This is a genomic window from Neolewinella maritima (assembly GCF_923081025.1).
GTDB classification, from domain to species: domain Bacteria; phylum Bacteroidota; class Bacteroidia; order Chitinophagales; family Saprospiraceae; genus Neolewinella; species Neolewinella maritima.
In genome coordinates this window covers 1,672,795-1,685,525 of sequence record NZ_CAKLPZ010000001.1, presented here as the reverse complement: position 1 = coordinate 1,685,525, position 12,731 = coordinate 1,672,795, and the positions used below count along the sequence as shown (strand labels likewise).

The following is a 12,731-nucleotide window of genomic DNA, read 5'->3' as shown; positions in this document are numbered from 1 at the left end:
GTACAACCCAGCCGGCCCACGGGTGTTAGTGAGTTAAGCTACTTTTGCACCCCGAAACGAACTAGACCCATGGGTAAAGAACCTCAAAAAACCGTCATCATCGGCTCCGGACCGGCCGGCTACACCGCAGCCATCTATGCGGCGCGCGCCAACCTCAGCCCCGTACTCTTTACGGGCCGTGAACCCGGTGGCCAATTGATGATCACGACCGACGTAGAGAACTTTCCCGGTTATCCGGAAGGCATCATGGGCCCCCAGATGATGGAGGACCTGAAGAAGCAGGCCGAACGCTTCGGAACCGAGATCAAGTACGAGCTCATCGACCGGGTCGACTTTTCTGACGATGTCAAGAAAATCTACACCGAGAGCGGCGAAGAGATCGCCGCGCACAGTATCATCGTGAGCACGGGCGCTACTGCCCGCTGGCTGGGTCTGGAGAGTGAGCAGCGGCTGACCAACAACGGCGTCAGCGCCTGCGCGGTCTGTGACGGCTTTTTCTACCGCGGCAAGGACGTAGCTATCGTAGGAGCCGGGGACAGCGCCTGCGAGGAGGCCCTGTACCTGAGTAACCTCTGTCCGGTAGTCCATATGCTGGTACGGCGCGACGAGATGCGGGCCTCCAAGATCATGCAGGACCGGGTCATGAAGCAAAAGAACATCAAGATCCACTGGAATACGGAGACCGAAGAGATCCTGGGGGACACTGAGGTGACCGGCGTCCGGGTGCGAAACCGCGTCACCGACGAAGTGTCGGAGCTTCCCATCGCGGGCTTCTTCGTAGCCATCGGCCATATTCCCAATACCAAGTTGTTCGAGGGGGTGCTGGAGATGGAAGAAACCGGCTACCTGGTACACGAGCCTAACTCCACCCACACCAATGTGGAGGGTGTATTCGTCAGTGGAGATGCCGCCGACCATGTGTACCGCCAGGCCATCACCGCGGCGGGTACCGGTTGTATGGCCGCCCTGGATGCGGAGCGCTACCTGGGCGAAAAGGGTGTGATCTAGCCTGTCTACCTACCGCTTCTGGCTAGCCTTTAGGGTGTTCATGAGCAGACTCACGACCGTCATGGGCCCTACTCCTCCGGGTACGGGAGTCATGGCGCTTACTTTGTCCTTCAGTCCCGCGTAGTCTACGTCTCCGGCCAGGCGATAGCCTTTGCTGCGGCTCGCGTCATCTACCCGGTTGATGCCTACGTCGATCACTACGGCGCCTTCTTTGACCATATCAGCGGTGACCATTTCGGGGATGCCGATGGCCGCAACGATGATGTCGGCGTGTAGGGTATGAGCCTTCAGATCCTTCGTGCGGCTATGACATAGGGTGACGGTGGCATTGCCCGGGTTGCTCTTGCGGCTCAGTAATACCGTCATCGGCGTACCCACGATGTTGGAGCGGCCCAGCACGACGACCTCCTTGCCACTCGTTTCGATACCGTAACGGTCGAGCATGACCATGATACCATTGGGGGTAGCCGGCAGGTACGCATCCAGCCCGAGCGTCATGCGGCCGATATTGACTGGGGTGAAGCCGTCCACATCCTTACGGGGGTCGATGGCCAGATTGATGGCGTCCTCGTCGATGTGTGCCGGCAGCGGCAGTTGGACGATGTAGCCATCGATGTCGGGATCTGCATTTAGTTCGGTCACGATCTGCAGTAGCTCGGACTGCGTAATGTCCTGCGGGCGGCGAAGTAGCGTGCTGCGAAAGCCGACGGCCTCGCAGCTGCGTACTTTGTTGCGCACGTACACCTGACTGGCCGGATTTTCACCCACCAGGACGGCGGCCAGGTGGGGAATTTTGCCCCCTGCTTGCCGGATCGCGTCGACCTTCACCTTCAGTTCTTCCTTAATCGTTTGGGCCAGCGCTTTTCCGTCCAATACTTGCATACTATCCTTCGTTTGCGCCAAAGATAGTGTGGGCTCCTAGTTACCCTTAGTGTATGTCGCAGTTTTACCCCCGGTGTGTTTTATTCCTGGTGTCTTGTCTTGTTACCGTTCTGAGCTTTGGTCAGGATATCGTGCGTATCGGTCAGACCGGCGGGGAGGTCGCCACGTGCAGCGGCCGGTTCGTCGACAGCGGAGGTACCGCCGGGGCACATGCGGGGCCCGGCTCCTTGCAGTCCGTGACGATCTGCTCCGATAATTCCGATAATACCAACGTTGAATTGAGCTTCAGCGTAATCGACATTCAGGGAACGCTAAGCTTCCATAATGGTCGTACGAGCGCAGCGCCCGTCCTGCGGCAACTCACGGCAGACAACAACGGCGACCGAACCACCATATCCGCTACGGCGCGCAATACATCGGGCTGTCTGACGATGACCTTCCTCAGTAGTGGCACGAAGACCGGCTGGGACGCTGCTATCCGCTGCGTAGCGGCCTGCCAGCCCATCATCGCAGTCCTCGAGCAGAGTGATCCGGGCGTCGGACCGGGGCCGGATGAGTTCCTGGACGCCTGCCTGGGTGAGGCGATCGCGCTGACGGCTACGGGGCGCTATCCCGAACGAGGCGTTACCTACCCGCAGAGCGATGCCACTACGACCTTCACCTGGACCTTTGGGGATGGCAGCCAGCAAGTCGGACGGTCCATCGATCAGCTGTATGCCAAGCCAGGAGGCTACCTCGTCAACGTTACCCTGCGGGATCAACGGGGTTGCGAGAGCCGGAACAGGATCGACCAGCAGGTCCGCGTATCGGGGCCGCCGGATGTCGGACCGAGCAGTCAACGCGATTTAGTCGTATGTCCGGGTGAACCGCTGGTACTGGGGGTAACGGGAGTAGATGACGCAGCGGTCACCTATCGTTCCAGTGGCCGCACCTACGGATTCGGCAGCCCGCAGCCCGTAGCCTCCCGCGTTGTAATTCCGGAAACCGCCAATCAGCTACGTACGTCCGTGCTGCCGCTGCGTAGTTTCGCTTCCGACCAGCGGCTAGGATCGGGCGACGGCATCGTAGAGATCTGTGTAGACATCGAGCACGACTACGTGGGTGACCTACATCTGAGCGTGGAATGCCCCAGTGGTGATTCTGTGACTCTACTAGAATACCAACGTCCACCATCGGGTGCGGAGGGTCAGTACTTTGGTACACCGACAACCGAGCCTAACTCTCCTGTGGCTGGTCAACCGGGAAAATACTGTTTTAGTGCAAGTGGTTTATTGACCATCAATGATGCCGCTACCTCGGTGCCTTCGCAGACCAAGTTCCCGGAAGACGTGCTATACAAGCCTAGTAGCTTGAACTTCTCAGCACTCATCGGCTGCCCCCTGAACGGCGACTGGAAACTGAACGTACTCGACAACGGTATCGGCAACGGCGGCACCGTATTCAACTGGTCTATTCGGTTCCAAGAAAAGCTGCAGCCCCCACGCCGTGAGTTCTCGGTACCAGTAGTCACTACCGAGTGGGAGAATAACGATCAGCTGAGCGACTATTCGGCCGAGCGGATCGAGTTCACCGGAGCCGGCCCCGGACGCTTCGATCAGGTGCTGACCAGTACGGATGATTTCGGATGTAGCTACGATACGCTCATCCCGGTGACCGTACGATCCCCCTACGCAGCGGGATGCTTCAGCTGTCCTCCACCGGTGGTAGTAGCGGCCCGGGACACCGTCGTCTGCCTGGGCGGGAGTTTCAGGGCTAGGCTGGACCTTGATATTCCCAGCCAGGTCGATACCATCCGCTGGGCTGTACAAACTGCGCGCGCTACACAGCGCAACGCTGCCGGACAGCCCGCCACACTACGGTCCACGCTCACTGTCACCGATCAGTCGCCCGACATATTTACGGAGCCGGCCCGCACCCTTACGGGCGTTTGCATCGACTACCGGTCGAGTGAGTCCCTGGCCTCCGTGCGCTTTCGGCTGGTTTCGCCCGGAGGTGTTCGAATTCCGCTGCCGCTCCCACAGGGCGCGGCGGGTAGCACCTTCAATGGTTGTATCGTACCTACCACCGGCAGTCCCTGGACCGCCCTAACTAACCAGCGTATCAATGGAGGCTGGACCCTGGAGATCGACGATGCCAGTACCAGCAGCACGGGTCAGCTACTCGGCTGGTCACTTGACCTTGTCCGCGAATCTTCTACTATGTACCGCTGGTCACCCGCCAGCTCTGACTTCAGTTGCACCGATTGTGAAAACCCCACCGTCCAACCCACCGCTTCCGGGACGTACACGCTGCGGGCTACCACCGCCGACGGCTGCACGGGCTCGGCCCAACTGACTATCGATGTACAAAATATCGCGGCAGAACTTTCGGCAGACGTATACGCGGGGTGCGCCGGCCAGAACAACGGGAGTATCACGCTTCCCGCCCCGTCGGGCACTATGCCACTGAGCTACGCCTGGAGTACTGGCAGTACCGAGCGGAACCAAAGTGGACTAGCGCCGGGCACCTACCGGCTGACCGTCACTGCGGCGAATGGCTGTCAGGATTCCGCTGTCTATACAGTACCCGCACCTACTCCCCTGACACTCGAAGTGCGCTCCATCACGCCCGTGCGGTGCTTCGGCGAGGCCACCGGCCGGTTTAAAACATCCGCGCGGGGGGGTACTCCGCCCTATACGTTCTCCTGGAGTGACCCGTCGATCGGACCGGGCGGGGACGCAGGTGCGGTATCGGCCGGAACCTACCGTGTGCGTATCACCGACAACAAAGGGTGTACCGTTGACTCCTTTCTGACCGTCCCGCAGCCTGCCCGGTTAGAAGTTGCCTTCGATACCACCCCCGTGGCGTGCAGAAATGGATCATCGGGTGCACTTACCGCCACCGGCATGGGTGGCATACCCCCCTACAGTTACCAGTGGTCGACTGGTGCGGAGACCGCCAGTATTAGCAATCTGACCGCCGGTACCTACCGGCTTACCGTGACCGATGCTGTCCGCTGTACGTTTGATACGCTAGCCGTAGTAAGAGAACCCGCTGCGACCTTTGCGATCGCACTGATCGATACACTCGCACCCTGCGCCGGCGAACGAAACGGTCAGGCCGCCGTGTTTGCCAGTGGTACGGTCGCGGCGACCTACATGTGGAGCAGTGGCGAATCTACTGCCCGGGCCACCTCCCTAGCAGCTGGTCTAAATAGTGTCACGGTAACGGACGAAAATGGATGCGCCAGGGCCTTAACTTTCTCGCTCGGTGTGCAGGACAGTGTAGCGCCAGTCATCCAGTTCGAAGGGGATAACGTGTGCGATCCCGATGTACCCGTTTACTTATCCAGCGCTACACCCTATGCTTCGTACGCCTGGTCAACCGGCGATACTACGGCCCGTGTCGGTCCGCTCACCGATGGAGAGACCTACCAGCTCACGGTGACGACCGCCCAGGGCTGTAGCGGGGACACCAGCTTCCGCTACCGGGCATCGTCCCGAATAACCTTCGCCGTGGCGATCGACTCCGTACAGTGCTTCGGTACGCGTACCGGAGCGATCGAGATCTCCAGCGTTCGGGGACCGGTCTCCGGGCCGTACACCCTGGAGTGGGGGGAAAGTACCGACTTTGCCACTGGACCCCGAGTGGACGGTCTGCTTGCCGGTGACTACACCGTCACGATCAGCAATGGCGCACAGTGTGCCCTCGATACTACCTTCCGCATACCTAGTCCCGATCTACTTATCCTTTCTACCCGGAAGCGAGACATCAGTTGCTTTGGGGCTATAGATGGCACGATCCGCACGTTTGTTTCCGGTGGTAGCCTACCCTACCGCTACATATGGTCCAATGGTGCCTTTACGGAGCAACAGACCGGTCTGGATCGGGGCACCTATACCCTACAGCTCGTGGACGCCAACGGGTGCACGGAATCGGATACGCTGGTGTTGGATAGCCCGGGGGAGATCGTGGTTTCTTCTACTACCAGTTCGGGTATTTGTGGTGGCACCGCGAGCGGTCGGATCGATGTGTTGGCATCTGGTGGACAGGAGCCGTACGAATATGCACTGGACGGTACGCAGTTTGGACGGTCCCCGTCCTTCGTAGGAGTAAATGAAGGGGATTACTCGATCGTAGTGCGGGACACGGCCGGCTGCACGGCGGTTACTTCGATCCGCGTAGAGGACGGACCACCGCTTACCGTGGACCTTGGTGAAGACATCGACCTAGTGTTCGGTGATAGTGTACGCCTGCAGTCTACCGTAACCGGATCTACCGGACCGATCGATTACCTCTGGGAGCAAAGCGAACCGGGGGGATTAAGCTGCCTGTCGTGCCCCGACCCGGTGGCGCGTCCGCCCTACGTCGCTACCTACACCGTCAGCGTGATGGACAGCCTGGGCTGTGAGGACAGCGATGTCATCACCGTACGGGTAGAAAAAATACGGGAAATCGCTGTGCCTACGGGCTTTACACCCAACGAGGATGGCAGCAATGACCGGCTGCTGGTACATGGTCGACCCGGCACCCGGATCGAGTCGCTGACCATCTTCGATCGCTGGGGAGGCGTGGTCTTCTTCGATGAGGCGGCCGATTGGATGGTAAATGATCCGGACCGTGGGTGGGATGGCACCGGAACGAACAATAAACCCCTTAATGCCGGAGTGTACCTCTACAAACTTACGGTAGTGTACGAGGACGATAGTCGCGAGACCCTGAGCGGACAGACCACCTTAATCCGCTGATATGCAAACTTCCTTTACTACTCACCTGCGCTGCTGCTTGGTACTGCTTACCGTAGTTTGCTTCTGCACCTGCGGCCGCGCCCAGGATGTACGCTATAGCCAGCTGCACGCTACGCCACTGCTGAATAACCCGGCGCTGACGGGGGTTATGAATGAGGCCCTTCGGGTGACCCTTAACTATCAGACCCACTACATGACGCTGGCCGATACCGAAGGGTTTCAGAACGTAGCGGCGGCGGTAGAGGTAAGACGCTCCGTAGGGCGACAGAACTTCTTCGGGCTAGGCGTACAGGTGCAGCACGACCGGGCGGGCAGCAGTGACTTCGTGCGTAGCCAGGGCCTGCTCAGCGGTAGCTACCAGCAGCAGATAGCCGATGGCCACTACCTGAGTGGGGGGGCACAGCTAGGCGTAGGGCAGCGCGGCTATGACCTCAATAAACTGTGGTTTTCGGAGCAGTACTTCGTAGATCCCGTGAGCCGGGCGGCCTACATCGACCGCAGTCTGCCGTCCGGCGAACCCTTCGGAGGGCGGGGCATGCAGCTGTATATGGACGTCAACGCAGGCCTAGCGTATTACGCTACTTTGGGCGAACGGCGGGGGTTCTACCTCGGGGGTGCGGTGTATCATTTAACTGCCCCTAACGTATCTCCCATACCCGAACAGAGCGATGTGCTCGCCCGGCGGTACGTCCTGCAGGGAGGCGGCGAGCTACCGCTTGGTGAGGGGGACATGAGCATCTTACCGGCGCTGCGGGTGGCCGTGCAGGGTCCGAGTAGAAGTACGTTAGTCGGGGCGAATCTGCGCTATACGGAGGGTCGGTGGCGCGAAGTAGCCCTTCGGTTCGGTAGCTATCTACAGTTTACTAACGATCGAGACGATCGCACGGGGCTGGGTGCTGTCGTAGCGATGGCCGGACTCGAGTACGAGGCGTATCAGCTGGGCTTGAGTTACGATGTCATCGTTGGAGCGCTCCAACAGGTAACGGCTAGCCGGGGAGGGTTCGAGCTAAGTATGATCTATACGCGGGCAGGGAGCAGACGACAACGCGTGACGTGCCCTACATTTTAATTACAGAATAACAAGGCATAAAATACACGTTATAAAGAATAATGTTGCTACATTAAACTAAATACAAATTTATGTATTGATTTATGGAAGAGTAGTGAACGTTTGTATGTATCATATGGTTTGTACAGAGCGCCTACTCTCAGATCTATGCAACACCATAACTTTAAAGGCTCTAGTGAGCTAGTCACCTTTGCGGCTTACGATCCAAACCAACAACAACTGTTTCTCACCTACACGGCGGGAGGCGTGACTATTGCCTATCAGAATGTAGCACCCGTGCTGTATGAGGAGCTGCTACGCTCGGCCTACCCCGATGTGTGTATCCGATTTAAGGTACAGGCCCGCCACGCATTCCGCCGGATCGAACCGGCCTATGAGCCGATCCCGAGTACGCTGATCAAGTGATCCCTACCTTCGCCGGCCACAACCCCCAGGTATGGACCGCGCGGAACTTTTCCAACGAATACAGCAAAAACGAAGCTTCCTCTGTGTAGGCCTCGATCCCGATCCGGATCGGATCCCAGCCTCCTTCGACGGCGACGTGCTCGCCTTCAACCGATCCATCATCGACGCTACGCGGGAGTACGCCGTAGCCTATAAGCCCAATACGGCGTTCTACGAAGCCCTGGGGCTGGATGGTATGCGCATCCTCCACGCTACCATCGACTACATCGGTCGGGACCATCTGATCATTGCCGACGCCAAACGCGGCGATATCGGCAATACGTCCGGCTATTACGCACGCTTTGCGTTTGAGACGCTAGGTGCGGATGCGATCACGGTGGCCCCTTACATGGGGGAAGACTCCGTGCGGCCATTCCTAAGCTACCCCGGCAAGTGGGCTATCGTGCTGGCCGTCACCAGCAACGAAGGCGGTGACGACTTCCAGCACACCGTGCAGCAGGATACCGGAACGGCGCTCTACGACAAGGTGATGCGTCGGGTCATGGAGTGGGGATCGCCGGACCAGCTCATGTTCGTGTGCGGTGCTACGCGGGCCGAAACGTTTTCCACTCTTCGGAGTATCGCTCCCGACCACTTTTTCCTGGTCCCCGGTATCGGAGCGCAGGGGGGCGATCTGCAGGCGGTGTGCCGATTCGGTATGAACGCCCAGTGCGGATTACTGGTAAACAGCAGCAGAGGCATCCTGTACGCACAAGACCCTGCGCGTGCCGCCCGCGAGTTGCAGCAGGAAATGCAGTCAGCTTTAGAAAATTATCTGCCGGAAGTTTCGCAATAAGGAGGAACTATTTACCTTTGCGGCGCCTTCATACGAAGCAGCCTATCTGGTGGTTGTAGCTCAGTTGGTTAGAGCGCTGGATTGTGATTCCAGAGGTCGCCGGTTCAAACCCGGTCTTCCACCCCCCCTTTCAGAACCCTCCGCCTCACCGTGGGGGGTTCGTCATTTACCGGGCATCCGCCGTGCGTGGACTGATCCCAAGCCGCAGACTTACGATGTGGCTATAGGTCGACCGGCCGGAATCGTCGCCGAGGTCCGTATAGGCGTAATCGACGAAGAGCTGTCCGACCTTTAGACCCAGGCCCAGGGACGGGCGCGAATTGATGGCCTCCACGTTATCGAAATCCCGGATGCGCTGCAGTTGGCTGACTCCCGCGCGCAGGAAGACGAACTTACCGTAGTCGGCCTCCAAGCCAAAGGCGGGATCCAGACTGATGGGGTCGGCACTCACCAGCGTATTGCGCGCACCATCGGTAGTTGCGATCAGGTTGAGCTCCGCGTTCAGCCCGATCTGTTCCGTAATGGAAAAAGCGCGGGCTACCCCCAGTATGAGGGTTGGATTGGTGGTCTCCACACTGTTGATTGGTACTACGTTGTCCGTCAATTCCAGGATGTCGCGCTCCGCATCGGTGAAGGAAAAGCTCCATGCATTAAAGGTGGTGGTGATGTCTCGACCCAGTAGCGCAAAGGTCCAGTCGCGCCGCTGTAGTTGCACGCCCAAATCCAGCCCGAACCCCCAGCTGCTGGCAAACTCTCCGATGTTACGGTGAATGACCTTGACATTACCGCCTACGCGGAGGGTCTGCTTACCCCTGACGTAGGCCCGGGCGTAGGTACCGAGAAAGGCATAGTCGGCGGCCGAGAATTCGGTGACGTTGTCGAAGTTGATGGTACCATCCGCTTCGTACAGCGATAGGGTATTGGGGATCTGATCGATGCCAAAGCGGATCAAACTGAAGCCCAGCCGCTGGTTCTTACTGCTGAGGGGAAGGGTCACGCCCAGGTAGTCGAAGTTCCCTACCCCACCGAACCATTCGGCGTGCATAGCTCCGATTTCCAGTCCGCGGTCCGGGTCCAGGCCGGCGAGACCGGCGGGGTTCCAGGCGGCGGCATAGATATCCTGCTGGGATGCGATCACGGCCGTACCCATGCCGTGGGCCCGGGCGCCGACACCGATGGAGAGAAACTCATTACTATACTTCTGCGCGTGAAGGAAACTGAAGCTTAGTAAGCAAACGGACAGACAAAGGCGTAGGGGTAGCTGCATAAGTAGGCAAGGTAAACACGGTACTAACGGTGGAGCGTCCGGTAGGGTACCTAAGACACACAAAATCTGGATGCTTCGGACTTATATTTTGTGGTCTGACTGCTCCACCCGAACACCGTAGGCCAGGCGGGGTACTAGTACACTAAATGCGCAACATGGGCACCGAATCTTCCCGACAGCTCGCCCGGCGGGTAAAACGGAACATCTTTTTTCTGTTGGTGGCCCTCACCACCATCGGATTCTTTGGCCTGATCGGGCCGTTCCTCCTCACCTGTTTCTGGGGGGCGGTACTGGCTATCATCTTCTTCGGCGTGTACCGCAAACTACGCGTATGGCTCGGTGGCCGCGATGGCTTAGCCGCCGGACTCACTACCCTGCTGGTCGTGCTCTTCGTGCTGGTGCCACTGGCCTTACTCACGCTGGCGCTGGTCGAGCAGGCCATTGCGGTGTACAACGATATCCAGGCGGGCAACTTCAATACCGAGATCATCTTCGACTTCGTCGACGACAACCTGCCCCGCGTAGCGAGTGCGCTCAGCGAGTTTGGCGTCAGTACCGACGATCTGCGCACGAACCTGAACGAGACCGTCGGACAAGCCGGACAGTACGCCGCCAACTGGGCCCTGGCCTTCGGCAGCGGACTGCTCAATACGATCATTCAGTTCACTCTGGTGATCTACCTGCTCTACTTCTTTTTGGTAGATGGCTGGAAGATCGAACGGGCCCTGGTGCATACGATCCCCATGGGCGACAACCGGGAACGGACGCTGTTCGCGCGCTTCGCCCTGGTGGCCCGGGCTACTCTGAAGGGTACCCTCATCGTAGCCTTCGTGCAGGGTGCCATCGGAGGTATCATGTTCGCCTTTTTGGGCATCCCGGCGGCCCTCCTGTGGGGGGTGGCTATGATGTTACTAGCTTTGCTTCCCGTCGGTGGCTCGGCCATTATCTGGGTGCCGGCGGCTATCATCATGTTCATACAGGGTGACATCACGAGCGGCATCATCATCGTAGTGGTCGGTGCGCTCATCATCGGTTTGGTAGACAACCTGCTACGCCCCCTACTGGTCGGGCGCGATACCCAAATGCCGGACTACCTGGTCCTGATCTCCACCCTAGGGGGAATAGCCATGTTCGGCCTGAGCGGGTTCGTGATCGGCCCCACATTAGCAGCCCTATTCATTACCGTATGGGAGATGATGGGTCGTGATTACGGAGGTCAGCGTGCGCTCATGGAGGGTCATACCGTACAGGCGCCAGCCGTTAAAGGGCCGCCCGCCGCTGCAACTCCTCCTCCAACATCCGCAGTTCCCGACCCGCCTCACCAGTAACGGAGGTGTTCTCCTGGGCTCGCCTTACCAGGTAGGGAAGCACTTCCCGTACCGGGCCATAGACCATGTATTTGCTCACGTTGTAGCCTCCCTCCGCTAGATTGAAGGTCAGGTGACCGCTCATTCCCAGCAGCTGGCTGAAGCGAACGTTCGGATGGTTGCGCGCCACCTGCGCGCTGCGCATAGCCTCCAGCATCGTCATCACGCTATCCTGATTGTGGCTGGCCACACAGCAGGCGATCTCGTCGTGGTGCGACAGGCAGTAGGCGGCTGCTGCATCAAAATCGCGGTGGGTACTCTGTATATCTGGCTGAATGGGCGAGGGATACCCCTGGTCGGCGGCACGTTGCCGCTCCTTCACCATGTAGGCGCCCCGCACGATCTTGAGGGCAAACTTGTAGCCTCCCTGGCGGGCACGCAGGTGCGCTGCCTTGAGGTAGGCCAGGCGATCGTGCCGGTAGAGTTGGCAGGTAGTGAAGACTACGTGTCCCTCCTGATTGTACCGGCTCATCAGGTACTCGGCCGTCTGATCGATGGTGTGCTGGATCCAGCTCTCCTCAGCATCGAGGTAGACTTCGCACCCGCGGTCGCGCCCGAGTGCGCATATTTCTTCCAGGTGGGCTACTCCGGCAGCGAGTGCAGGATGCGGTAGATTGGAAAAGTCGAGTATCGTGTCGTTGTACTGCTCCAGTACCTCATTGGGTACGAGGCTGGTCATCTTTACGACCGAGCCGATCGCGGCAGGCGTCTCGGAGGCAAATCGGGTGGCCCGCAGGCTCTCTTCAAAGGCGGCCTGCATGCCTTCGGAAGTGTCCTTGCCTTCCGCCCCGTAATCTAATATACTGTCCACCTCACGCGTAGCCAGGCGGGCGATCGCCTGTTCGGCGGCCTCGAGCGTGGTGCCGCCGACAAATTGCTTGTATAGGGTGTTTTTGACCATCCACTTAGCGCCGGGTAGACCCCAGTTAATGGCCTGCACGCCCATGGAACCCATGATGCGGGTGAGCCAGGGCAGACCCATCAGTCGAAACAGCTCCCGCGTGGCGCGCAGCCGAGTATTATCGAGGTGGCTAAAGGTGAGTTGGGTGTCGGTGAAGTCCGGCAGGGGCTGCTCGGTGGCCCACTCGGCACGTGCGCGTTCGGCGAGGGGGAAGTTCGGCACCGGGCCGTTCATGTCTTTCATAGGATAGGCTAGATGATGTCGCCGTAG

The 12,731-nt window shown here is 59.0% G+C and carries 9 protein-coding genes and 1 tRNA gene; 7 read left to right on the top strand and 3 right to left on the bottom strand.

Going from position 1 to position 12,731, the window contains the following annotated elements; all coding sequences use genetic code 11:
* Positions 1–69 precede the first annotated feature (69 nt).
* Entirely contained in the window at positions 70–1,008 is a 939-nt protein-coding gene (trxB, locus tag MJQ68_RS07020) for a thioredoxin-disulfide reductase (RefSeq protein WP_238750319.1), read from the top strand.
* 9 nt (positions 1,009–1,017) lie between these two features.
* Here the strand turns inward: trxB and MJQ68_RS07015 are convergent, their stop codons facing one another.
* Positions 1,018–1,890 carry a bifunctional 5,10-methylenetetrahydrofolate dehydrogenase/5,10-methenyltetrahydrofolate cyclohydrolase gene (locus MJQ68_RS07015; protein WP_238750318.1) on the bottom strand — a complete coding sequence of 291 codons (873 nt, stop codon included), beginning with the start codon at positions 1,888–1,890 and terminating at the stop codon, positions 1,018–1,020.
* 89 nt (positions 1,891–1,979) lie between these two features.
* Between MJQ68_RS07015 and MJQ68_RS07010 the strand changes: the two genes are divergently transcribed.
* The 5 genes from MJQ68_RS07010 to MJQ68_RS06990 all read left to right on the top strand — a co-directional run bounded on the left by MJQ68_RS07010 (position 1,980) and on the right by MJQ68_RS06990 (position 9,050).
* On the top strand, positions 1,980–6,617 hold the full coding sequence (locus MJQ68_RS07010; RefSeq protein ID WP_238750317.1) for a proprotein convertase P-domain-containing protein: 4,638 nt from the start codon (positions 1,980–1,982) through the stop codon (positions 6,615–6,617).
* Position 6,618: 1 nt separating this feature from the next.
* The gene (locus MJQ68_RS07005) at positions 6,619–7,686 is read left to right on the top strand and encodes a PorP/SprF family type IX secretion system membrane protein (RefSeq protein WP_238750316.1); all 1,068 of its coding nucleotides are present in this window, start codon (positions 6,619–6,621) and stop codon (positions 7,684–7,686) included.
* 147 nt (positions 7,687–7,833) lie between these two features.
* Positions 7,834–8,091 carry a hypothetical protein gene (locus MJQ68_RS07000; protein WP_238750315.1) on the top strand — a complete coding sequence of 86 codons (258 nt, stop codon included), beginning with the start codon at positions 7,834–7,836 and terminating at the stop codon, positions 8,089–8,091.
* Between the two features lie 31 nt (positions 8,092–8,122).
* Positions 8,123–8,926 carry an orotidine-5'-phosphate decarboxylase gene (gene pyrF, locus MJQ68_RS06995; protein ID WP_238750314.1) on the top strand — a complete coding sequence of 268 codons (804 nt, stop codon included), beginning with the start codon at positions 8,123–8,125 and terminating at the stop codon, positions 8,924–8,926.
* A 48-nt stretch (positions 8,927–8,974) separates the two neighbouring features.
* A tRNA-His gene (locus MJQ68_RS06990) sits at positions 8,975–9,050 on the top strand.
* 42 nt (positions 9,051–9,092) lie between these two features.
* On the opposite strand, the gene MJQ68_RS06985 is transcribed toward MJQ68_RS06990, so the two are convergent.
* Complete coding sequence (locus MJQ68_RS06985; RefSeq protein WP_238750313.1) at positions 9,093–10,193, bottom strand: putative type IX sorting system protein PorV2; 1,101 nt, start codon at positions 10,191–10,193, stop codon at positions 9,093–9,095.
* A 155-nt stretch (positions 10,194–10,348) separates the two neighbouring features.
* Here MJQ68_RS06985 and MJQ68_RS06980 point away from each other — a divergent pair, with 155 nt between their 5' ends.
* Complete coding sequence (locus MJQ68_RS06980; RefSeq protein WP_238750312.1) at positions 10,349–11,521, top strand: AI-2E family transporter; 1,173 nt, start codon at positions 10,349–10,351, stop codon at positions 11,519–11,521.
* On the opposite strand, the gene MJQ68_RS06975 is transcribed toward MJQ68_RS06980, so the two are convergent.
* Positions 11,454–12,704 carry a proline dehydrogenase family protein gene (locus MJQ68_RS06975; RefSeq protein ID WP_238750311.1) on the bottom strand — a complete coding sequence of 417 codons (1,251 nt, stop codon included), beginning with the start codon at positions 12,702–12,704 and terminating at the stop codon, positions 11,454–11,456. The genes MJQ68_RS06980 and MJQ68_RS06975 overlap by 68 nt on opposite strands.
* Positions 12,705–12,731: the final 27 nt, after the last annotated feature.